22 protein-coding genes are annotated in these 20,864 nt (G+C 60.3%); 19 read left to right on the forward strand and 3 right to left on the reverse strand.

Annotated features, from left to right (window positions below; genetic code table 11):
* Nucleotides 1-46 precede the first annotated feature (46 nt).
* The 13 genes from BM235_RS19040 (at nucleotide 47) to BM235_RS19100 (ending at nucleotide 12,875) form a co-directional block, all read left to right on the forward strand.
* Entirely contained in the window at nucleotides 47-487 is a 441-nt protein-coding gene (locus BM235_RS19040) for a GNAT family N-acetyltransferase (protein ID WP_090116062.1), read from the forward strand.
* Nucleotides 488-510: 23 nt separating this feature from the next.
* A complete protein-coding gene (locus BM235_RS19045) occupies nucleotides 511-1,062 on the forward strand; it encodes a hypothetical protein (RefSeq protein ID WP_090115814.1) in 552 nt (183 codons plus the stop codon).
* 60 nt (nucleotides 1,063-1,122) lie between these two features.
* Complete coding sequence (locus tag BM235_RS19050; protein ID WP_090115815.1) at nucleotides 1,123-1,419, forward strand: antibiotic biosynthesis monooxygenase family protein; 297 nt, start codon at nucleotides 1,123-1,125, stop codon at nucleotides 1,417-1,419.
* A 30-nt stretch (nucleotides 1,420-1,449) separates the two neighbouring features.
* Complete coding sequence (locus BM235_RS19055) at nucleotides 1,450-1,959, forward strand: GNAT family N-acetyltransferase (protein WP_090115816.1); 510 nt, start codon at nucleotides 1,450-1,452, stop codon at nucleotides 1,957-1,959.
* A gap of 554 nt (nucleotides 1,960-2,513) precedes the next feature.
* The gene (locus BM235_RS19060; RefSeq protein ID WP_090115817.1) at nucleotides 2,514-4,583 is read left to right on the forward strand and encodes a bifunctional aldolase/short-chain dehydrogenase; all 2,070 of its coding nucleotides are present in this window, start codon (nucleotides 2,514-2,516) and stop codon (nucleotides 4,581-4,583) included.
* Nucleotides 4,584-4,627: 44 nt separating this feature from the next.
* Nucleotides 4,628-4,999, forward strand: a complete 372-nt coding sequence (locus BM235_RS19065; RefSeq protein WP_090115818.1) for a sensory rhodopsin transducer — start codon at nucleotides 4,628-4,630, stop codon at nucleotides 4,997-4,999.
* Nucleotides 5,000-5,095: 96 nt separating this feature from the next.
* Nucleotides 5,096-6,358 (forward strand): L-rhamnose isomerase, encoded by a 1,263-nt coding sequence (gene rhaA, locus BM235_RS19070; RefSeq protein WP_090115819.1) that lies wholly within the window; start codon nucleotides 5,096-5,098, stop codon nucleotides 6,356-6,358.
* A 29-nt stretch (nucleotides 6,359-6,387) separates the two neighbouring features.
* Nucleotides 6,388-7,857 carry a rhamnulokinase gene (locus tag BM235_RS19075; RefSeq protein WP_090115820.1) on the forward strand — a complete coding sequence of 490 codons (1,470 nt, stop codon included), beginning with the start codon at nucleotides 6,388-6,390 and terminating at the stop codon, nucleotides 7,855-7,857.
* Between the two features lie 29 nt (nucleotides 7,858-7,886).
* Nucleotides 7,887-8,657, forward strand: a complete 771-nt coding sequence (locus BM235_RS19080) for a DeoR/GlpR family DNA-binding transcription regulator (RefSeq protein WP_090115821.1) — start codon at nucleotides 7,887-7,889, stop codon at nucleotides 8,655-8,657.
* Nucleotides 8,658-9,124: 467 nt separating this feature from the next.
* Complete coding sequence (locus BM235_RS19085) at nucleotides 9,125-9,853, forward strand: (Fe-S)-binding protein (protein WP_090115822.1); 729 nt, start codon at nucleotides 9,125-9,127, stop codon at nucleotides 9,851-9,853.
* Complete coding sequence (locus BM235_RS19090) at nucleotides 9,850-11,367, forward strand: LutB/LldF family L-lactate oxidation iron-sulfur protein (RefSeq protein WP_090115823.1); 1,518 nt, start codon at nucleotides 9,850-9,852, stop codon at nucleotides 11,365-11,367. The genes BM235_RS19085 and BM235_RS19090 overlap by 4 nt, the downstream gene beginning before the upstream one ends.
* Nucleotides 11,354-12,115 (forward strand): LutC/YkgG family protein, encoded by a 762-nt coding sequence (locus BM235_RS19095; protein ID WP_090115824.1) that lies wholly within the window; start codon nucleotides 11,354-11,356, stop codon nucleotides 12,113-12,115. Before BM235_RS19090 ends, BM235_RS19095 begins: the two co-directional genes overlap by 14 nt.
* Before the next feature lie 43 nt (nucleotides 12,116-12,158).
* Nucleotides 12,159-12,875 carry a FadR/GntR family transcriptional regulator gene (locus BM235_RS19100; protein ID WP_369803531.1) on the forward strand — a complete coding sequence of 239 codons (717 nt, stop codon included), beginning with the start codon at nucleotides 12,159-12,161 and terminating at the stop codon, nucleotides 12,873-12,875.
* 304 nt (nucleotides 12,876-13,179) lie between these two features.
* On the opposite strand, the gene BM235_RS19105 is transcribed toward BM235_RS19100, so the two are convergent.
* Nucleotides 13,180-13,716: a TVP38/TMEM64 family protein gene (locus BM235_RS19105; RefSeq protein WP_158543814.1), complete on the reverse strand. Its 537-nt coding sequence runs from the start codon at nucleotides 13,714-13,716 to the stop codon at nucleotides 13,180-13,182.
* Between the two features lie 256 nt (nucleotides 13,717-13,972).
* On the opposite strand from BM235_RS19105, the gene BM235_RS19110 reads away from it, so the two are divergent.
* The 4 genes from BM235_RS19110 (at nucleotide 13,973) to BM235_RS19125 (ending at nucleotide 16,425) form a co-directional block, all read left to right on the forward strand.
* Nucleotides 13,973-15,310, forward strand: a complete 1,338-nt coding sequence (locus BM235_RS19110) for a deoxyguanosinetriphosphate triphosphohydrolase family protein (protein ID WP_369803528.1) — start codon at nucleotides 13,973-13,975, stop codon at nucleotides 15,308-15,310.
* 82 nt (nucleotides 15,311-15,392) lie between these two features.
* Entirely contained in the window at nucleotides 15,393-15,797 is a 405-nt protein-coding gene (locus BM235_RS19115) for a MerR family transcriptional regulator (protein ID WP_090115827.1), read from the forward strand.
* Nucleotides 15,769-16,080: a thioredoxin family protein gene (locus BM235_RS19120; protein ID WP_090115828.1), complete on the forward strand. Its 312-nt coding sequence runs from the start codon at nucleotides 15,769-15,771 to the stop codon at nucleotides 16,078-16,080. Before BM235_RS19115 ends, BM235_RS19120 begins: the two co-directional genes overlap by 29 nt.
* Nucleotides 16,081-16,227: 147 nt before the next feature.
* On the forward strand, nucleotides 16,228-16,425 hold the full coding sequence (locus tag BM235_RS19125; RefSeq protein ID WP_255374476.1) for a cation transporter: 198 nt from the start codon (nucleotides 16,228-16,230) through the stop codon (nucleotides 16,423-16,425).
* Nucleotides 16,426-16,509: 84 nt separating this feature from the next.
* Here the strand turns inward: BM235_RS19125 and BM235_RS19130 are convergent, their stop codons facing one another.
* Together BM235_RS19130 and BM235_RS19135 are read right to left on the reverse strand one after the other, a co-directional pair.
* Nucleotides 16,510-16,716: an alpha/beta-type small acid-soluble spore protein gene (locus tag BM235_RS19130; RefSeq protein ID WP_090115829.1), complete on the reverse strand. Its 207-nt coding sequence runs from the start codon at nucleotides 16,714-16,716 to the stop codon at nucleotides 16,510-16,512.
* A 147-nt stretch (nucleotides 16,717-16,863) separates the two neighbouring features.
* Nucleotides 16,864-17,649 carry an AraC family transcriptional regulator gene (locus BM235_RS19135; protein ID WP_090115830.1) on the reverse strand — a complete coding sequence of 262 codons (786 nt, stop codon included), beginning with the start codon at nucleotides 17,647-17,649 and terminating at the stop codon, nucleotides 16,864-16,866.
* Nucleotides 17,650-17,774: 125 nt separating this feature from the next.
* Here BM235_RS19135 and pyk point away from each other — a divergent pair, with 125 nt between their 5' ends.
* Together pyk and aspA are read left to right on the forward strand one after the other, a co-directional pair.
* Nucleotides 17,775-19,190: a pyruvate kinase gene (gene pyk, locus BM235_RS19140; RefSeq protein WP_090115831.1), complete on the forward strand. Its 1,416-nt coding sequence runs from the start codon at nucleotides 17,775-17,777 to the stop codon at nucleotides 19,188-19,190.
* A 209-nt stretch (nucleotides 19,191-19,399) separates the two neighbouring features.
* The gene (aspA, locus tag BM235_RS19145) at nucleotides 19,400-20,824 is read left to right on the forward strand and encodes an aspartate ammonia-lyase (RefSeq protein WP_090115832.1); all 1,425 of its coding nucleotides are present in this window, start codon (nucleotides 19,400-19,402) and stop codon (nucleotides 20,822-20,824) included.
* Nucleotides 20,825-20,864 lie beyond the last annotated feature (40 nt).

Consider the following 20,864-nt stretch of genomic DNA (forward strand, 5'->3'; position numbering starts at 1 on the left):
AACGACGATAATTAAAGTGGTTAACTAATGGAGGAGAGGAATGCGCATGCTGGTTGACGTTAAAGACCGACTGGAGCAACGACAAATCTACGAGCTGCTCGAGCTGTCTGTTTTCCCGGATCCGGACCGCCTCGTAGCGGTGCTTAGCGAATACAAGGAGAATTCCCGATTGCATTTACAAGGGTACGAAGATAACGGGGAGATCATCGGCATCATCGGCTACGAAACGGATGAAGATCGAATCGCGACCATACGTCATATCGCGGTCCATCCGGACGAGCGGGGCAAAGGATACGGGAGGGGAATGGTGCTGCACCTGCTGGACGCCGCCGATCCTGAGCGCATCGAAGCGGAGACGGACGAGGACGGCGTGAATTTTTACCGCAGCATCGGCTTCACCGTACATAGCTTGGGCGAAAAGTATCCGGGCACCGAGCGTTTTCGCTGCGTATACGTGGTCGAGCCGGACGAAGAGGAAGACGACTAAACGTACGAGGAGTGGTTCTTCGCATGCGAACGCTGCTCGAAGTATTCGGTTATTTGATTATGGTAGGCGGTACGAGCGTCGGATTGACGAGCGGTTCAGTCACGCTGATCGCATTCAGTATCTTCGGCGGTCCCGTCCTGTTGGGATTGTCTCATCTGATCGGCATCGCGGAGAACGTGCAGGCGCGTATGCTGGATCTGCCGCCGACGCTCGCGACGGTTAGAAGCGTGATCAAAGGGGCGCCTGAATACGTCGTCGAAAGCCCCGATCTCGACATTTATCCTTCGGCCGATACCAAGTACGAATGGATCGATTTGAACGGAGACGTATATATGCGATCCAGGGCGTTCAGGAAGTATATCGAGAACGTCGAAAACCGATTTGCCTTCACGCTGCCTGGACGCGAGACGGTCGTTCTTCACAACGCAGGAACTTATTCGAACGGCGAGGCCTTATTTTCGTTAGACGGTTATTCTTATGTCATGCTCAGCGCGATCGGCCTAGCGGCTGTCCGGGAGCACGGTCGCATCGTGCTTCAAAAGCTGCAAGCTTTTGAAGACGCCGATGAATCGTAGGCGAGGCACTCTTCATATAATTGTGCTTCCGTTCAAAACGAATATTCCGGAGGTGTAACGATGATCCTGCAAACGTCGATGCTTAGCGTCAAGCCCGGCTTGGCCAGCGAATTCGAGAGCAGCTTCCGCAAAACCCAGGAATTGCTCGCAGGTACGCGGGGCTATATCTCGCATGAGCTTCACAAATGCGTGGAGCAGGAAGGCCGATACATGCTGCTCGTCCAATGGCAGTCCATCGGCGACCACGTCGTCGGCTTCATGGGATCTCCGGCCCGGGCGGAATGGCGGTCGGCGCTGCAAGATTTTTACGAGCGTGAGCCGGAGAGCGATCATTATATCCGCATTCGCCTGAACTAACCGTTTTTACTGACGAAAAGAGGGAACGCCTTGTCGCAGCACGAAGACTATCGCATTGAAATCGCAAGGTTCGAAGATCTGGCGGACATCGTCTCCATTTACAATTCGACGATCGCGGGCAGGCAGGTGACGGCGGACCTGGAGCCGGTATCGGTCGAGAGCCGCATCGGCTGGTTCGAGGCGCATCGGCCGATGCGGCATCCTTTATGGGTATTGCGCAGAGATGGACGAGTCGCGGGGTGGCTGAGCTTCTCTGCTTACCATAGCAGGGCTGCATACGATGCGACGGCGGAGCTCAGCATCTACATCGCCGAGACCGAACGGGGGCTTGGCCTTGGCGGCTTGCTTATCCGACATGCCATCGAATCCGCTCCGCCGCTCGGCATCAAGACGCTTGTCGGACTCGTCTTCGGACATAACGAATCGAGCCTCCGATTGCTCGGCAAGCACGGCTTCGAACGGTGGGGACATCTGCCGCGCGTCGCCGAGCTCGACGGCATCGAACGGGACCTGGTCATCGTCGGCCTGCGGATCGTATGAGGCGGACGGAAGGAAGGCCAACAGTAATGGCCGTGTAGCAAGACGCCCTCGGCGAGCGATAACGGTGCTCAGTGCCGCTATTGCTCCAAAGCGCCGCCTTCAGCGAGTAATAACGGTGCCCAGTGCCGCTATTGCACCAAAGTGCCGCTGTTGGCGAGCAATAACGGTGCTCAGTGCCGCTATTGCTCAAAAGCGCCGCTTTCGGCGAGCAATAACGGTGCTCAGTGCCGCTATTGCTCTAGAGTGCCGCCGCCGGTAAGTAATAACGGTGCTCAGTGCCGCTATTGCTCAAAAGCGCCGCCGTCGGTAAGTAATAACGGTGCTCAGTACCGCTATTGCTCCACTGCGCCGCCGTCGGCGAGCAAACGGTGCGCCGTTCGTCTCGTTATCGATCTAGCTATCAACAGAACGCACATGTTTGTTTTTCTTTCAAGAACATCCTCATTTGAGAGGATGTTTTTTTGTTTTTATCCGAAAATGCATATTCAAAAACAAACAAAGATGATATAGTGAAAACAAAAGAAAACAAAACATTTATTCGGAGGTCTCATCTCATGGTTCAAAGCTTGTGGAATTCCTCGGAAGCATCGAAGCAAGAAAACGCGCTGGATCAGCTCGTCTACCGCTCCAACATCATCGGCGCCGATCGCCGCGTCTGCAACTGGGGCGGCGGCAACACGTCCGCGAAGACGATCGTGAAGGACTTCCGCGGCCGCGACGTCGAAGTCATGTACGTGAAGGGAAGCGGCTCCGACCTCGCGTCGATGAAGGCCGGCAACTTTACGGGCCTCCGGATGGAAGACATCCGCCCGCTGTTCGAAAAGGATGAGATGCCGGACGAAGAGATGGTCGCCTATCTCGTCAACTGCATGATCGACGTCAAGCACCCGCGCGCCTCGATCGAGACGCTGCTGCACGCGTTCCTGCCGTTCAAGCACGTCGACCACACGCATCCGGATTCGATCATCAGCCTGTGCTGCGCGGACAACGGCAAGGAGCTGGCCAAGGAAATCTTCGGCGACCGCTTCGTATGGGTGCCGTACATCCGCCCGGGCTTCAAGCTGTCCAAGATGATCGCCGAAGGCGTGCTGGCCAACCCGAACGCCGAGCTCGTCCTGATGGAAAAGCACGGCCTCGTCACTTGGGGCGAGACGAGCGAGCAAGCGTACGCGCAAACGATCAAGATCATCAGCGAAGCCGAAGCGTTCATCGAAGCGCGCGTGAATGCTGCCACGCTGTTCGGCGGCGTTAAGCACGCCGCGCTGCCGGCCGATGTTCGCCGCAGCATCGCGTCGCAGGTCATGCCGACGATCCGCGGCGCCGTCTCCGATGCCAAGAAGATGATCCTTTCGTTCGACGACGCGGACGACGTGCTGACGTTTGTCGGCGGCGAGAGCTCGCCGAAGCTGTCCCAAGTCGGCGCCGCTTGCCCGGACCACCTCGTGCACACGAAGGTCGTGCCGCTGTTCGTCGACTGGACGCCGAACGCGGACGACGTCGAAGGCCTGAAGGCGATTTTGAAGGATAGCGTCGCGGCTTACAAAGAGCAGTACAAAGCCTACTTCGAGCGCAACAAAAACGAAGGCGACGTCATGTTCGAACCCGCGCCGCGCGTCATCCTCATCCCGGGCGTCGGCATGATCAACACCGGCAAGAGCTGGGCGATGTCCCAAGTGAGCGGCGCCCTTTACCACCGGGCGATCGCGGTTATGCGCGGCGCGACGGCGCTCGGCGAGTTCGTCTCGCTCAGCGAGAACGAATCGTACAACGTCGAGTACTGGCCGCTCGAGCTTTACAAGCTGACGCTGGCGCCGGCCGAAGCCGAATTTTCGCGCAAGGTGGCGTTCATCACCGGCGGCGCGGGCGGCATCGGCAGCGAGACGGCTCGCCGCCTCGTATCCGAAGGCGCGCACGTCGTGCTGGCGGACCTTAACCTTGAAGGCGCCGAGAAGATCGCGGCCGAGATCAACGCCCGCTACGGCGACAACCGCGCGATCGCGGTCAAGATGGACGTAACGAACGAAGAAGCCGTTCAAGCAGCTTATGCGGCTACCGCGATTGCCTACGGCGGCGTGGACATTATCGTCAACAATGCGGGTCTCGCGACCTCCAGCCCGTTCGAAGAGACGTCGCTGAAGGAATGGAACCTGAACATGAACGTGCTTGGCACCGGCTATTTCCTGGTCGCCCGCGAAGCGTTCAAGGTGATGAAGGCACAAGCGGTCGGCGGCAGCATGGTGTTCATCGGCTCCAAAAACTCCGTCTACGCCGGCAAAAACGCCACCGCGTACAGCGCGGCCAAGGCGCTTGAAGCCCATCTGGCGCGCTGCATCGCGGCCGAAGGCGGCGAGCACGGCATTCGCGTCAACACGATTCTGCCCGACGCGATCCTTCAAGGCTCCGCGATCTGGAACGGCAGCTGGCGCAACGAGCGCGCCGCGGCTTACGGCATCGAGCCCGACCAGCTCGAGGAGTACTACCGCAAGCGCACGACGCTGCTCGTCAACATCTACCCGCGCGACATCGCGGAAGGCGTAGCGTTCTTCGCTTCCTCGAAGGCCGAAAAGACGACGGGCTGCATGCTCACGATCGACGGCGGCGTACCGGCCGCGTTCACGCGCTAATCGCCCGCTTGGCGGTTCAATAGCCGACGAAGGAGGATTCGCGCATGCCCCAAGCGACTGGCGAAAAACGCTGGTTCATTCCGGACGCCTACATTCCGGAGCACAGCGCAGGCCAACTGACGAGCCACGAATCGGTATGCGTGTTGAACACCGCATCCGACGACGCGCTGCTTCAGTTCACCGTTTATTTCGAAGACCGCGATCCGATCGAGGACATCCTGGTCGTCGTGCCGGCGCGGCGCACGCGTCATATCCGTACGTCGTCGCTGGTCAAGGACGGCAAGAGCATTCCGCCAGGCGTGCCGTACGCGATCGAGGTGCGCAGCGACATCAAGGTCATCGTGCAGTACAGCCGTCTCGACGCGACCCAAGCGGAAAACGCGCTCATGTCGGTCATGGCGTTCCCGATTCAATAACATTCTCGATCCTATAAATATAGCGCGATAGAAAGCCCGAGCGGCGCGGCGCATGACCCGCGTCGCTCGCCTGGCTTATATAAGGAGGAGACCCTTTTGCCATCCACCGAAACGACCAAGCAGTACGAAGCGGCCAAGGCCCAATACGCGGCTCACGGCATCGACGTCGAAGCGGCGCTCAAGAAGCTGTCCGAGATCAAAATTTCCATGCATTGCTGGCAGGGCGACGACGTGCGCGGCTTCCTGAATCGCGACCAGGATCTGACGGGCGGCATCGCGGTCACGGGCAACTATCCCGGCGCGGCGCGCACGCCTGACGAGCTTCGCGCGGATCTGGAGAAAGCTTTCTCGCTCATTCCCGGCAAGCACAAGGTGAACCTGCACGCCATCTATGCGGACACCGACGAAAAGGTGGATCTCGACGCCATCGAGCCACGCCACTACGAGCGTTGGGTCGAATGGGCGAAGGCGCAAGGTCTTGGCCTCGATTTCAATCCGACCTGCTTCTCCCACGAGAACTCCAAGGACGGCTTCACGCTTAGCCATGCCGATCCGAAGGTCCGCGATTTTTGGATCGAGCACTGCAAGCGCTCCCGCCGCGTCGGCGCCTACTTCGGCGAACAGCTCGGACAGACCTGCGTCACGAACGTCTGGGTACCGGACGGCTTCAAGGACAATCCGGTCGACCGACTCGCGCCGCGCAAGCGACTGAAGGATGCGCTCGACGAAGTGTTCGCGGAGGAGCTGAACCCTGCGCACAATCTCGACGCCGTCGAGAGCAAGGTGTTCGGGCTCGGCGCGGAAGCGTATACGGTCGGATCGCACGAGTTCTACATGGGCTACGGCCTGCAAAATAACAAGCTGATCTGCCTGGACGCCGGCCACTTCCATCCGACGGAGGTCATCTCCGGCAAGCTGTCATCGCTGTCGCTGTTCGCCGAAGGCATGCTGCTGCACGTGAGCCGTCCGGTCCGCTGGGACAGCGACCATGTCGTCATTCTCGACGACGAACTGTACGAGATCGGCAAGGAGCTCGTCCGCGGCGACCTGCTCGGCAAGACGCATATCGGCCTGGACTTCTTCGATGCCAGCATCAACCGCGTCGCGGCTTGGGTCATCGGCACGCGCAACACGATCAAGGCGCTGCTTCAAGCGCTGCTCGAGCCGACGGACCTGCTGCGCAAGGCCGAGCTCGCCGGCGACTATACGTCCCGCCTCGCGTTGACCGAGGAGTTCAAGACGTATCCGTTCGGCGCAATCTGGGACTACTACTGCGAATCGCAAGGCGTGCCGGTGCGCGAGCGTTGGCTCGAAGAGGTCAAGGCGTACGAGCGCGACGTCCTGGCCGCGCGCGGCTAAGCAAGGATAGATACTGGAGGTAGCTGAAGATGGCCGACATATTGGCTTACGATCTGGGAGCGAGCAGCGGCCGGGCGCTGCTCGGCAGGCTGAAGGACGGCCGGATCGAGACGGAGGAGCTTCACCGGTTCCCGAACGACCCGGTCCAGGTCGGCGGCAGGCTCCACTGGGACATTCTCAGGCTGCTGCACGAGATGAAGCAGGCGCTGCTGAAGGCCAAGCAGCGCGGCGTCGACATCCAGAGCATCGGCATCGACTCTTGGGCCGTCGACTTCGGATTCGTCGGCGAGAGCGGAGAGCTGCTCGGCAATCCTTATCATTACCGGGACAGTCATACGACAGGCATCATGCCTGTGCTGTTCGCCGAGATTCCCGAAGCCGAGCTGTTCGCCAGAACCGGCATTCAGTTTCAGCCGTTCAACTCGATCTTTCAGCTGTACGCGCTGAAGTCCGCCGGCAATCCGCTGCTGCGCGAGGCCAAGCGCTTCCTGATGATCCCGGATCTGCTGCGCTACTTCCTGACGGGAGACATGCATGCCGAGTTCACCAACGCGACGACCACCCAGTTGTTCAGCGCGACGGCAAAGGAATGGGATCAGGAGCTGCTGGCGAAGCTGGGCTTGCCGGCCGAATGGTTCGGTCCGGTCCTTGCACCCGGAGATCGAGCCGGCGCGCTCAGCGAAGCGGTGACCGAGGAGCTTGGCGTGCCGGCGATACCGGTGTACGCGGTCGCCGAGCACGACACCGGCTCGGCCGTCGTCGCGGTGCCCGCGCTCGACGAGCACTTCGCCTATCTCAGCTGCGGGACGTGGTCGCTCATCGGCACGGAAGTGACCGAGCCTGTGCTCACGGACCGTGCGCGGGAATTGAACTTCACCAACGAAGGCGGCGCGTACGGCACGTACCGTCTGCTCAAGAACATCATGGGCCTGTGGATCGTCAACGAATCCCGCAGAGCCTGGGAGCGGCAGGGCAGCGTCTATTCGTTCCCCGAACTGGTCGCGATGGCGGAGGAAGCGCCGGCGTTCGCCGCCTTCATCGATCCGGACGACGAGCTCTTTCTTCCGCCGGGCGACATGCCGGGCCGCATCGTCGAGTACTGCCGCCGTACCGGACAGAAGCCTCCGGAAGGCGTCGGCCAGACGATGCGCTGCATTCTCGAGAGCCTCGCGCTCAAGTATCGTTACGCGCTCGAGCGGGTCGAGGAGCTGACCGGCGTGCGCTACGGCGGCCTCCATATGGTCGGAGGCGGCATTCAGAACACGCTGCTCTGCCGCTGGACCGCATCCGCCATCGGCAAGCCGGTCTGGGCTGGCCCGGCCGAAGGCAGCGCGATCGGCAATCTCGCGGTCCAGTGGATCGCGTCCGGCGAATTGGCCGACCTGCGCGAAGCGCGCCGGGTCATCCGCGACTCGTTCGACGTCGTGACCTACGCGCCCGTTGATACGGCAACCTGGGAAGAAGCCTACGGAAAATTCTTGCGGACGACGTCGCTATAGAAGTAGGATAGAAGAAAGGAGGACGCCGAATGCTCGTCGCGGAACGTTATGAAAAAATCGTAGAGCTCGTTAACGAACGCGGCAGCATCCGCGTGTCCGAGCTGTCCGAGCAATGCCGCGTGACCGAGGAGACGATCCGCCGCGATCTCGACCGGCTGGAGCAGGCCGGCCGGCTGCGGAGGTCGCACGGCGGCGCAGTAAGCGTTAAGGATGTAGACGCGCAGGCGCAGCCCGAGACGCCTTACTCCGAGCGCGAGATCATCCGCGCGGACGACAAGCGGCGCATCGCCATCGAGGCGATCAAGCTCATCTCGCCCAAGGACCGGATTCTGCTGGACGCGAGCTCGACGGCCTGGTACATGGCGCGCGAGATGCCGGACTTTCCGCTCACCGTGCTGACCAACTCCATCAAGGTCGCGCTCGAGCTATCCGGCAAGGAGAAGATCGAGGTGATCTCGACGGGCGGCCAGCTCGCGCGCGGGTCGCTGTCGTACGTCGGACCGCTCGCCGAGCGCTCGCTCGACGCCTATCACGTCGACAAGCTGTTCCTCTCGTGCAAGGGCGTTCACCTGGAGCGGGGGATCAGCGAGTCCAACGAGCTGCAGGCGCGGATCAAGCACAAGATGATCGGCATGGCTGATGAGGTGCACGTGCTGGCCGACTCGAGCAAGTTCGGCGTGCAGGCGTTCACGCACGTGTCCGAGTTGTCCGAGGTGGACCGGATCGTCACCGACAAGCGCTTGCCGGGCGAGATCGTGCGCGAGCTCGAATCTCGCGGCATCGTTGTGAGTACGGTCTAGCGTTTTGTTCGGGGACGCATGCGAGCAGTGGGCGCCGAACGCCATTAAGGCCTGTTCATCGCGATTCATGCAGCTGCATGCGCATGCCGATTGCTGTAACCTTTCGACGTAGTAACTGCAATTTTAAACTTATTTTTAGATAAACGATTCGTTCTTGGATAGATGACTGCAAAAATACATCTATTTTGAGAAAAGAGGGCAGTTTTTGCTCATCATTTTCGATCTAGCTGCATAATTGCAGGTCTTCATCCGGCTGACCGAATCGCCTAACCGATAAATGTATATTTGCAGTTATTTGCTGAAGAGCTTGCCGAGTACTTCGCGAAACCAGCGCAATAAGCGAAGCTCGCACAATGATCAATCTTTTGTCCTGCCCGTTTTATGGCGCAGACTTGTCTGCGCCTTTCCCCGTCATCAACTTGTCTGACAACCTGACATATCCAATCGAAATCGCGAGGTGTCACGCTATGAAGGTCTCATTGTTCATCACCTGCCTTGGAGACGCCATCTATCCGCGCGTCGGCGAGGCGATGGTCCGGGTGCTCGCGCAGCACGGCGTATCGCTCGAATTTCCCCGGCTGCAAACCTGCTGCGGCCAGCCCGCCTTCAACAGCGGCTATTGGCAGGAGGCGCGGGCCAGCGCCAAGACGATACTCGACGCGTTCGAGGACAGCGACTTCGTCATCTCGCCGTCCGGCTCCTGCACGGGCATGATCCATCATTATCCGAAGCTGTTCGAATCCGATCCGATCCAACTCGCGCGGGCGGAGCGGCTGCGGGACAAGTCGTACGAATTCACGCAGTTTCTCGTTAACGTGCTCGGCGTCACGGACGTCGGCGCCAGCTTTCCGCACAAGGTGACCTATCACCCGTCCTGCCACGGCACGCGACTGCTCGGCGTCAAGGACGAGCCGATGGCGCTCATGTCGAACGTACGCGGTCTCGAATTCGTGCCGCTGCCGTTCGCTGAGGACTGCTGCGGCTTCGGCGGCACGTTCGCGGTCAAGATGGCGGATATTTCCGGGGCGATGGTGTCGGAGAAGGTCGATCACGTGAAGGAGACCGAGGCGGAGGTGCTGGTCGGACTCGACATGGCCTGCCTCATGAACATCGCGGGCAACCTGCGTTTTCGCGGCGAACAAGTACGGGTCATGCACCTGGCAGAGGTGCTGGCGGAAGGAGCGGGTCTGGCATGAGCGCGCAAAAGGGAAGAGCGACGGTCAAGGAACGGGCGGAGCTGGCGCTGAACGACGAGTTTCTCGTCAAGGCGGTCAAGTTCACGACCGAGCGGCTTCGCAACGGGAAAAAAAACGCCTCGGCCGAGCACGGGAACTGGGATGAATGGCGGGAGCGGGGGCGGCAAATCCGGCTGCATACGATCGCCCATCTTGACTACTATCTGAATTTGTTCGTCGACAACGCGCGGGCGAACGGCGTGCACGTGCACTTCGCCGACAAGGGCGAGGACGCGGTCGCCATCGCGATGGACATCGCGCAGCGCAAGGCGGCCAAAACCGTCGTCAAGTCGAAGTCGATGGTATCCGAGGAGCTGCACCTGAACCATGCGCTCGAGAAGATCGGCGTCGAGGCGATCGAGACCGATCTCGGCGAGTACATCATTCAGCTGGCGGGCGAGATGCCTTCGCATATCGTCATTCCGGCGATCCACAAAAACAGGTACCAGATTGCCGATCTGCTCTCCGAGGTGGCGGGAGAGAAGCTGGAGGCGGACACGACCGTGCTCGCGGGCTTCGTGCGCAAGAAGCTGCGCGAGAAGTTTCTCGAGGCGGACATCGGGATGACCGGCTGCAACTTCGCGATCGCGGAGACGGGCTCTATGGTTCTGTTCGAAAACGAAGGCAACGCGCGCATGGTTACGACGGTGCCGAAGACGCAAATTACGCTCATGGGCATGGAGCGCATCATTCCTTCGTTCGAGGATCTCGAAGTGATGGCGACGCTGCTGCCGCGCTCGGCGACCGGCCAGAAGCTGACGATGTACATGTCGGCGATCACCGGTCCCAAGCGGACGGCCGACGCGGACGGTCCCGAGGAGATGCACATCATCATCGTCGACAACGGGCGTTCGCTGCAGCTCGGCGATCCCGAGTTTCAAGAGCTTCTTAACTGCATCCGCTGCGGCGCTTGCCTGAACGCCTGCCCGGTGTACCGGCATATCGGCGGCCACGCTTACGGCAGCACGTACAGCGGCCCGATCGGCGCGGTGCTCACGCCGGCGCTCAACAAAAACGTCGCCGAGTGGGACGACATCGCCAACGCGTCGAGCTTGTGCGGCGCCTGCTATGAGGCATGTCCGGTAAAGATCCCGCTTCATGAGATGCTCATCTACCTGCGGCGCCGCAAGGTGGAGACGGGCAACGGCAAGGCGGTCGAGACGGCCAGCATGAAGGGCTTTGCGGCGCTCACGGGCTCGAGCGCGGCGATGAAGGCGGCGCTCGCGATCGGCAAGATCGGCCAGCGCCTCGTCGTCCGCGGCGGAGAGATCCGCACGAAGCTGGGACCCTTGAAGGGGTGGAACAGCTACCGAGTAACGCCGAGCTTGCCGAGACGCTCCTTCCGCGACCGTTGGGAGAAGCTCGACCGCGAGATTGACGCCAATCGGCCGCAGATGGCGCCGGACATGAAGCGCAGAATGGAACAGATCGTCAAAGAGCGGGGACAAGGAGGCGGCGGACATGGCGGACATTAAGCAGCAGGCGGAACTGGCTGGCGGAGAGGCAGAGCACGCGGACTGGCTGGCGGAGATGGAGCGCGCGTCCCGGGCCAAGCAGGAGTCGTTCATGAACGGCATCGCCGCGAAGCTCCGCCATCCGCGGATGACGTCCAAGCCTGCGCAGCCGGCGCGGGGCGCGCCGGACTTCTGGCGGACGTTCGATTGGACGCCGGAGGAGCGCGTCGAACGCTTCGAGGCGAACTGGCGCAGCGTCGGCGGACATACCGCCCGCGCCAAGGATCTGGCCGACGCCGGTCGCTTTATCGCCGAGCGTGCGCAAGAGCTTAGCGCGCGCATCATCGTGCGGCAGGACCAAGAGGAGTTGGAGTCGCTTGGTTTGGAGTCGTCCGTGCCGGAGGCGGAAGTGTCCGTCTGGAACGCGGACGCCGACGTCTCCTGGAAAGCGCGGGCGGCCGAAGCGGATATCGGCGTCGTAATGGCCGATCAGGCGCTGGCCTACACGGGCACGGTCGTCGTCCGTTCGGCATCGAATAAGGGCCGATCGGTATCATTGCTGCCTACCGTGCTGTTCATTCTGATTCCCGTGGAGCGGCTCGGCACCCGGCTCGGCGAAGCGCTCATCCCGATGGACGAGGGCGGACGCGAGGCGCTGCCGGCCGGCGTCCATTTCATCACGGGGCCGAGCCGGTCTTCGGACATCGAGAACGATCTGACGATCGGCGTCCACGGACCCGGCGTCGTCTACGCGGTCATCATCGGCTGAAGCGAAGCCGTTCAAGGAGGCGAGACCGATCGAAGCGAAGCGGCTGACCAAGCGCAATCATTATGAAGAGATCGCGATGCAGATCCGTCGCCAAATCGAAGACGGACGGTTGAAGCCCGGCGACAAGCTTCCGTCGACGCGCGAGATCTCCGAGCAGTTCGGCGTCGGCCGGTCGACGACGCGCGAAGCGCTCAGCGCCCTCAAGGCGATGGGGCTCATCGACATCCGCCAAGGCGGCGGCTGCCGGGTCGCGTCCGCCCCGGAAGCCGGCGCTTCGCGGCTTGGCGCGTCGGGCGTCGAGCCGCCCGAGCTCTTGTCGCTGCGGGACGGCCGCAAGACGCTGCTCGAGCTGCTCGAGGTGCGACAGACGCTTGAAGTGTCGATCGCTTCGATCTCCGCTTCCAAGCGCACGTCCGAGGACCTCGCCGCGCTGCGATCGCTTCAGGTCGAGATGGAGGCCGCCATCGGCGACGACATCGAAGGGGAGCGGACCGATCTCAAGTTCCATCTGCTGCTAGCCAAGGCGACGCGCAACGAGATCATGATCTCGCTGTTCGCGTCGATCACGGGCCAGATGGAGCGGGCGATCCGCGATATCCGCCGCGTCGAGCTGTACGCGAACCGCTCGGTGGCTCGGCGGCTGTTCGAGGAGCACTCGGCGATCTTGGACGCCGTCGCGGAGCAGGAGCCGCTCGCGGCATCGCTGCGCATGAACGAGCATCTTGCGCATGTGGAACGAATGCTGCTGCGCCATTTGTGAGCGGGAAGCGGCACGGCAATCGGAAAAAGCAAAACGGGATGGAAGAGATCTTCTGATTCATCCCGTTTTGCTTTTTTGCATTCACGCGCCACATTCTCGGAGCACGCCGTCAAACAGGGCAAGGAAACGCTGTACAACGCCACCTCGCCGATGCACGCCGCCAACTGAGGCAAGGAGACGCTGTACAGCGCCACTTCCCTGAGCAAGCCGCCAATCAGTGCAAGGAGACGCTGTACAACGCCACATCGGCGCATCACGCCGCCAATCAGGGGAAGGAGACGCTGTACAAAGCCGAATCAGCAGCTCAACCCAGCAGATATCCCAGCAGCTTCTCCCCGGCGAATGCGTAGACGGCCATCATCGGCAGCTTGCCGAGCGCGGTGCCGGCGATATACGGCAGCGGCCGGATGCCGGCTGCGGCTGCATACAGGTTCACGAGCGGCTGGGGCAGGAAGGGGACGAGCCGGGCGACGAAGACGAACCAGAACGGCCTGCGACCCAGCCGCTCGGCGAACGCCTTCAGCCTCGGGCTGCGGTCCAGCCCGCCTTCGGCGGCGTCGGCGAGGAACAGGCGCGCGTAAAAGTACATGAGCAGGGCCGCAACCGTCGCGCCGAACCAGCTGATCAGCGCGCCGCCAGGCGCGCCGTACGCGTAAGCGGCGAGAGCGATGAACAATTTATAAGGAAGCACGGGAAATAAAGCGAGGGCTACCGCCAGCAGCAGCATTGTCCACAACGAACCGGATCCGCTCTGCATCAAGGCGAGCAGCTCGTCCTTGTATTGCCAAAATCCCCAAACGATTAGGCCGTAAATAACTATTGCCCATACGATTTTTTTCATAGCTGCACCTTTCGCCGCCGAACCGCCGTATTCGCTCCCGATTCGCGACATTCGCCGGCTCTGTTTCACCGACGATCGCTCTGTTCAGACTACCGCAAACGGACGTAATGCCGCAACCGTCGCGGTTTGGGTAGACAAGCTGCCGCCGAGCTTACATCAGGCTTGCTTCATCTCCGGTTGGCGCATATACTAATCCAGATATCAACGCCGTTTGGACCAAGCATAGCCGTTCAGACCGCAGAGGAGCAAGAGGCCGATGACCCTCCATAAAGGACAAACGAATCTCCGCAAAATGAGATTGTTCGATACCGAAAACATCCATTCCGGCGAGGACCGCGACGAATACGAAAAGGACTACGCGAGACTTATCCAATCCCCGTCGTTCCGGCGGCTGCAGGGGAAATCGCAAGTGTTCGGCGCAGGCAGCGGGGACTACTACCGGACGCGTCTGACGCATTCGATCGAAGTATCGCAAATCGCCCGCGAAGTGGCCCGCCGGCTGGGGAAGCAGTACGAGCTGCTGAGCAGGCGGGAGCATCCCGGCCTCATGCTCGATCCGGAGGTGGTAGAGGTAGCGGCGCTCGCGCACGATCTCGGACATCCCCCGTTCGGCCATAAGGGCGAAGAAGTGCTGAACGACCTGCTGATGGAGGAGTTCGGCCTGAAGTACGAGGGCAACGCGCAAAATTACCGGATCCTGATGTTCCTCGAGAAGCGGGCCGGCAGCGACAGCGGGCTCGATCTAAGCGCCTCGGTGCTGCTCGGCATCAACAAATACCCTTACAATCTCGACGAACCCGGACGGCTCAAGGGCGTCTACCACATGGAATGGGAAGGCATCCGCTACCTGCGCGATCTATGGGGCATGCCCGAAGGCTGCGCGACGCTCGAGGCCCAGCTCATGGACTTGTGCGACGACATCGCGTATTCGACGCACGATCTGGAGGACGGCATTCGGGCGGGCAAGATTCCGATGAGCCGGACTTTGTTCGAGGACGAACGCATCGTGGCGGCGCTCATTCAAGAGATCAAGGACGATCCGGGCAACCATAGCATGAACTGGGAGCAGATCGATTTGCCGTCCATGGTGCGCACGGTGCTGAGCGGTTACCTGGAACAGTGGGAGCAGATCTACATTGATTGCGGCGGCGAGCCCTCTCGGGCGAGACGCGAGATGAAGGCGCGATGGGTGCGCAAGTTCGCCAATCAAGTGGGCATCATCGACGACCCGGCGAAGGGTTGGAAAAAGGTGACGTTCATCCGCGACGGCGCGCAGGACATCGAGCTGCTGCGAACGATGGAGATTTTGAAAAAACTGGCTTGGGTGACGCTGATCAAGGATTTCCGCGTGCAGCGGCTGCACAAGCGCAGCGAAGTGATGATTCGCAGGCTGTGGAGCAGCTTCAAGGAATACGAGACCGGCAAGCTGATCATCCCGCCGGACTGGCACGAGAGCTTCGAGCAGCACAAGGGAAGCTGGCAATGGGAGCGGCTCGTGGCGGATTATTTGTCGGGCATGACGGACGCGTACGCGGAAAAGGTTTACGCCGAATTTTACGCCAGCCGCTCGGGGTCGATTTACGAACGCGACTAAACTCGTCCCGACGCTGCTTGACCCTGACATTAATGGCAGGGTGTATGCTGGATTCAGCCGGGAAGGAAGGAGGGCGGTCGTCATGAAAATCGGCGAGCTGTCGCGCAGGACCGGAGCGAGCATCCGTTCGCTTCGCTACTATGAAGCGCAAGGTCTGATCGCGCCGTTGCGCGAATCGAACGGATACCGGGAGTATTCGCCGATGGCCGAGGATCAAGTGCGCACGATCCGCTTTTATTTGCAGCTCGGGCTGACTACGGAGCAGATCGCGGGCTTTCTGAACTGCGTGCTCAGCCGGCCGGAAACGTTTTGCACCGAGGTGCTGCCGGTGTACGAGAGCAAGCTGGCGGACATCGAGGCGCAGATCGCGCAGCTGAAGCGCATCCGGGACAATCTGGTCGACCGCATCTCTTCCTTCCGCGGCGAATCCGAGCAAGGCGAAGGAGTGTCGACGCGGGATGAGAGAAGCGAACGATATGAATTTTGAAAACGCGGTGAAGCGCACCGGCGTGACCCTGGTGGACTTCGGGGCGACCTGGTGCCCGCCATGCAAGGCGCTGCTGCCGGTTATCGAAACATTGGCGGAGGAGTACGGCGAGCGGGTGTCCGTCGTGAAGGTCGATACGGACGATTCGCCCGAGACGGCCTCGACGTTCGGCGTGATGGCCAATCCGACGGTCATCGTGTTCAACGACGGCGAGCCGGTGGAAAAGCTTGTCGGGCTGCGCCCGATCGATGCTTACAGAACGGTGCTGAACCGTTACGTTTGAACCGTTCGATTAGCCGGAAGCCCTCAATGCCGAGAATTCGGCTTGAGGGCTCTTTGGCGTGCCTTCTAAAAAGGAAGTTCCCCTCTTGACATACCATACGGGGGTATATTATATTTAGATTATCAACTAACCGAGGAGGCTATAACAGTGAATACGACTCTAAAAGTAGAAGGCATGTCCTGCGGGCACTGCGTGAATAGCGTTGAGGGCGCTCTTAAGAAGCTTGGAGCGGAGGCAAAGGTCGATCTGGCGGCCGGCTCGGTAGCCGTGAGCTATGACGAGAGCAAGCTGGGGCTCGCGGATATTAAGACGGCGATCGAAGATCAAGGCTACGAGGTCGTTTAACGAGGATCATGCATGCGAGTACCTACGAAGGAGCCATCCGCCGATGGCTCCTTTTTTTGGCATAGGAGAAGCGAAAGCCGGGATTCAGAATCTGCCGCCCAATTGCTGTTCGGCGATTTGCACGAGCCTTTTCGTGATGTTGCCGCCGATCTGGCCCGCTTCGCGCGTCAGCATGTTACCGTAATAGCCGTCCTGCGGAATCTGGATGCCCAGCTCCCGGGCGATCTCGAACTTGAGCTGCTCGAGCGCGGCGCGGCATTCGGGGACGACGAGTTGGTTATTTCTGGCCATGTCTATCACCTCCGTTGATGGAGGTTATTATATCGATTGGCAGTTCCTTCTATACAACGCCAAACGGCTTTTAAGGATACGAATTGTTTCACGTGAAGCAACATTTTATGCCATTAATCGACTTTAAACGACCGTTAACGATATTAATTACTTCGCGTTTCGCTCGTTCATGAAGGAAGCGGGCGGGAAACCCGTCAGTTTTTTGAATATTCGGTGGAAATAAGACAGATCCCGGTAGCCGAGATATTCGGATATCTCGCCGGCCGTAAGCAGCGATTCTTTAAGCATGTAAACGGCCGTCTTGATCCTCACCGCATGCAAGTATTCGCTGATCGTCTGGCCCGTCGTGCGCTTGAACAGCGCCGCCGCATGATTGGGCGTCCGGCCGATCGCCGCGCCGAGTTCTTCTTTCGTGATTTTCTCCCGATAATGGCCTGCGATATAAGCTTTCATCCGTTCAGTCAGCAGCAGGGAGGACGGACTGGGCGGCTCCTTGTACAGCTCCCGGCTCCACACGGCGGCCAGCTCGAGCAAGATCGCCTCGCAGCGAACGACGGCATAAGGAGCCTGCTCCTGCCACTCGCCGAGCATCGCGCGAAGCCGGTCGGCCATCCATTCGAACGGCGCGTATTTCGCGACCCGGGGCACGCCTTCGTCGAGCAGCGGCAGTCCGGCGGCTGTCTCGCGCGCAGCCAGCAAGGCAACGTACTTTTCGTGAAAAACGTTCGCGGACGTGTCCATGTCGTACGAGGCGTTTGCGGGGACGTAGACGATGTCGCCCTTCGATGCAACGTAAGGTCTACCATCGATGCGTATATGGAGTTTGCCGTACGTGACAACGGCTAACCAATCGAATGGTTGACCTGCGCCGACCGCGGCCGCGCTCGTATGACCCCGGTCGAGCTGAAAATCGATCAAGCGGATGCTGGTCATCTGTGGCTTCCTTTCCAATCGTACAATAATTCATCAATCATACTATGATTCATATTCAATCGGCAATTCAACGTCTAATATAGAGGGATAATGTCGAAACAGGCGATGAAGAGAGGAAGAGCAACTTGAGAAAAACGAAAATCGTATGTACGATGGGACCGTCCTGCGACTCTACGGAGACGCTGAAAAGAATGATCGGAGCCGGCATGAACGTCGCGCGTCTCAACATGGCGCATGGCGAGCTAGCCGACCACAGCGGCCGAATCGCGCGAATCCGCGAAGCGGCGGCCGAGATGAACGCGCTCGTGCCCGTGCTGATGGATATCAAAGGTCCAGAAGTCCGGATCGGCAAGCTGGCCGAACCCGGCGAACTGAAGGCCGGCGATACGCTCGCGCTCACGACGGAGATCATCGTAGGCGATTTGAAGCGCATTTCGGTCAACTATAACGAGCTGCCGCTCGTCGTGAAGCCGGGCAACCGGATTCTGATCGACGACGGACTGATCGAGCTGACCGTCACGGAAGTTACGCAGACCGAAGTGATTACGCGCGTCGTAAACGGCGGCGTCATCAAGTCCAACAAGGGCGTCAATCTGCCCGGCATTAAGACGACGCTTCCAGGCGTGACCGAGCGCGATATTATGCACATCAAGTATGGCGTCGGCGAAAACGTCGACATCATCGCGCCATCGTTCGTCCGCCGCGCCGAGGACATTTTGCAAATTCGCGGCTTGCTTGAAGAGCTGGGCGCGACGCATATCCAGATCATCTCGAAGATCGAAAACGAAGAAGGCGTCGAAAACTTGGACGCGATCATCGAAGTTTCCGACGGCATCATGGTCGCCCGCGGCGATCTGGGCGTCGAGATTCCCGTCGAAGAAGTACCGATGATTCAGCGCCAGATGATCGAGAAGTGCAACCGCGCGGGCAAGCCCGTTATCGTAGCGACGCACATGCTGGATTCGATGCAGGTCAATCCGCGTCCGACGCGCGCCGAGGTGAGCGACGTAGCGAACGCCGTCATTCAGGGCGCGGACTCGGTCATGCTGTCCGGAGAGTCGGCAGCCGGCAAGTACCCGGTCGAATCGGTCGCGACGATGTCGAACATCGCGCTCAAAGCCGAATCGATGCTCGATTACAAAGAAGAGTTTTTGCAGCGGGCCAAAGTTCAGCCGCAAGCGACGACCGAGGTCATCAGCCAGGCGGTCGTCAGCTCGGCGCTCGAGCTGAACGCGAAGGCGATCCTGACGCCGACGGAGAGCGGCTTCACCGCGCGGATGGTGTCCAAGTACCGTCCGAAGGCGCCGGTCGTCGCGATCGCGTACGACGACAAGACGTTGATGCGTCTATGTCTGTTGTGGGGCGTCGTGCCCGTCAAGGGAACGAAGGAGCAGTCGACCGACGACGTCATCGCGGCAGCGGTGCGGCACGGCCGCGCTAGCGGACTGATCGCCTCCGGCGATCACGTCGTCATCACGGCGGGCACGCCGATCGGCAAGTCGGGCGCGACCAATCTGATCAAGATCGAGCAGGTTGTTTAAGGACGTTAATGAAAGGCGCCGAACCTAAAAAGGCGCATAGCGGGATCCAGCGGACGAGAAGTACGCGGGATCCCGTTTTTTCATAAGGAACGCAGCATGAACGCTCCCCGGACGACCCGCTTCATTATGGAAATCTTCGACCGTATGTTACAATCGGCACCAACGGCACGGCCGCGAGCATCCAATACGGTGAAGGCGAGGGAAGCAAAATGAACTTTCGGATCGAACGGGACTTTCTCGGAGAAAAAGAGGTTCCGATCGACGCGTACTACGGCATTCAGACGATGCGGGCGGTCGAGAATTTTCCGATTACCGGCATTCCCGTGCATCATGAGTTGATCATCGCTTTGGCGCATGTAAAGAAGGCGGCGGCCCGCGCGAACGCGTCCACCCATATGCTGACGCAGCCCATCGCGGACGCGATCGTGCAGGCGGCGGACGAGATTATCCTTGGCGGACTAGCCGACCAGTTCATCGTCGACTCGATCCAGGGCGGCGCGGGCACTTCCATTAATATGAATATGAACGAGGTGCTCGCGAACCGGGCGCTCGAGCTGATGGGCAAAGAGAAAGGCGATTACTTTCACTGCAGCCCGAACAATCACGTCAACATGTCCCAATCGACCAACGACGCGATCCCGACGGCGCTCAAAATAGCGGCTTACCTGCAGGCGCATCGCCTCCTCGACACGCTGCAAGCGCTGCAGCAGGGCTTCGAGCGCAAGGCGACGGAATGGGACGGCATCATCAAAATGGGACGCACTCACCTCCAGGATGCCGTGCCGATCCGGCTCGGCCAGGAGTTCGGCGCTTACGCGGCCGTCCTCGGGCGCGACGTGAAACGCATCGCCAGCGCGACCGGGCACCTGCTGCCGGTGAACATGGGCGCGACGGCCGTCGGTACGGGCTTGAACGCCAAGCCCGAGTACATAAAAGAAGTCGTGCGGCTCATGGCGGAGGATCTGGGCATCGCCCTCGAATCCGCGGACAATCTCGTCGACGCGACGCAGAACACGGACGCGTATACGGAGCTGTCCGCAGCGCTCAAGGTGTGCGCGGTCAATTTGTCCAAAATTTGCAACGACATTCGCCTTATGGCTTCCGGTCCGCGCGCGGGGCTCGGCGAGCTCGCGCTGCCGCCGAGGCAGCCCGGTTCGTCGATCATGCCCGGCAAGGTCAACCCGGTCATGGCGGAGGTCGTGAACCAGACCGCCTTCCAGGTGATCGGAAACGACCATACGATTTGTCTGGCCTCGGAGGCGGGCCAATTCGAGCTCAACGTCATGGGACCGGTCATCGCGCTCAACCTGCTCCAGTCGCTGCGCATTTTGCGCAACGCCGTCGACGTGTTCATCCAGTTCGCATTGGACGGCATGGAGGCGAATCTCGAGCGATGCGCGACCTACGTGCGGGACAGCTTCGGCATCGTGACCGCGCTGAATCCGCATCTCGGCTACGAGGTTGCGGCAGGGCTCGTCAAGGAAGCGCTCAAGAGCGGACAGCCGATCCGCGACATCATCCTTGAGCGGGCGCTATTGACGCCCGAAGAGATCGACGTCATCCTCGATCCGTATCATATGACTTCTCCGGGCATATCCGGGGAGTGGCTGATCGGCAAAAACGGGGATTTGTAGCATAAGAGTTCGACCGATTCGACGATCGAAGCCCATGGGA

The sequence above is a fragment of the Cohnella sp. OV330 genome (assembly GCF_900112065.1).
In the GTDB taxonomy this organism is placed as follows: domain Bacteria; phylum Bacillota; class Bacilli; order Paenibacillales; family Paenibacillaceae; genus Cohnella.

Excerpts from the sequence above, each read along its gene's own strand:
- BM235_RS19135 (WP_090115830.1), bottom strand. The coding sequence starts at position 17,649 with ATGACCAGCATCCGCTTGATCGATTTTCAGCTCGACCGGGGTCATACG.
- BM235_RS19080 (WP_090115821.1), top strand. The coding sequence starts at position 7,887 with ATGCTCGTCGCGGAACGTTATGAAAAAATCGTAGAGCTCGTTAACGAA.
- BM235_RS19120 (WP_090115828.1), top strand. The coding sequence starts at position 15,769 with ATGAGAGAAGCGAACGATATGAATTTTGAAAACGCGGTGAAGCGCACC.
- BM235_RS19085 (WP_090115822.1), top strand. The coding sequence starts at position 9,125 with ATGAAGGTCTCATTGTTCATCACCTGCCTTGGAGACGCCATCTATCCG.
- BM235_RS19095 (WP_090115824.1), top strand. The coding sequence starts at position 11,354 with ATGGCGGACATTAAGCAGCAGGCGGAACTGGCTGGCGGAGAGGCAGAG.
- BM235_RS19040 (WP_090116062.1), top strand. The coding sequence starts at position 47 with ATGCTGGTTGACGTTAAAGACCGACTGGAGCAACGACAAATCTACGAG.
- BM235_RS19130 (WP_090115829.1), bottom strand. The coding sequence starts at position 16,716 with ATGGCCAGAAATAACCAACTCGTCGTCCCCGAATGCCGCGCCGCGCTC.
- BM235_RS19060 (WP_090115817.1), top strand. The coding sequence starts at position 2,514 with ATGGTTCAAAGCTTGTGGAATTCCTCGGAAGCATCGAAGCAAGAAAAC.
- BM235_RS19045 (WP_090115814.1), top strand. The coding sequence starts at position 511 with ATGCGAACGCTGCTCGAAGTATTCGGTTATTTGATTATGGTAGGCGGT.
- BM235_RS19065 (WP_090115818.1), top strand. The coding sequence starts at position 4,628 with ATGCCCCAAGCGACTGGCGAAAAACGCTGGTTCATTCCGGACGCCTAC.
- BM235_RS19115 (WP_090115827.1), top strand. The coding sequence starts at position 15,393 with ATGAAAATCGGCGAGCTGTCGCGCAGGACCGGAGCGAGCATCCGTTCG.
- BM235_RS19090 (WP_090115823.1), top strand. The coding sequence starts at position 9,850 with ATGAGCGCGCAAAAGGGAAGAGCGACGGTCAAGGAACGGGCGGAGCTG.
- BM235_RS19110 (WP_369803528.1), top strand. The coding sequence starts at position 13,973 with ATGACCCTCCATAAAGGACAAACGAATCTCCGCAAAATGAGATTGTTC.
- aspA (WP_090115832.1), top strand. The coding sequence starts at position 19,400 with ATGAACTTTCGGATCGAACGGGACTTTCTCGGAGAAAAAGAGGTTCCG.
- BM235_RS19075 (WP_090115820.1), top strand. The coding sequence starts at position 6,388 with ATGGCCGACATATTGGCTTACGATCTGGGAGCGAGCAGCGGCCGGGCG.
- BM235_RS19050 (WP_090115815.1), top strand. The coding sequence starts at position 1,123 with ATGATCCTGCAAACGTCGATGCTTAGCGTCAAGCCCGGCTTGGCCAGC.
- BM235_RS19105 (WP_158543814.1), bottom strand. The coding sequence starts at position 13,716 with ATGAAAAAAATCGTATGGGCAATAGTTATTTACGGCCTAATCGTTTGG.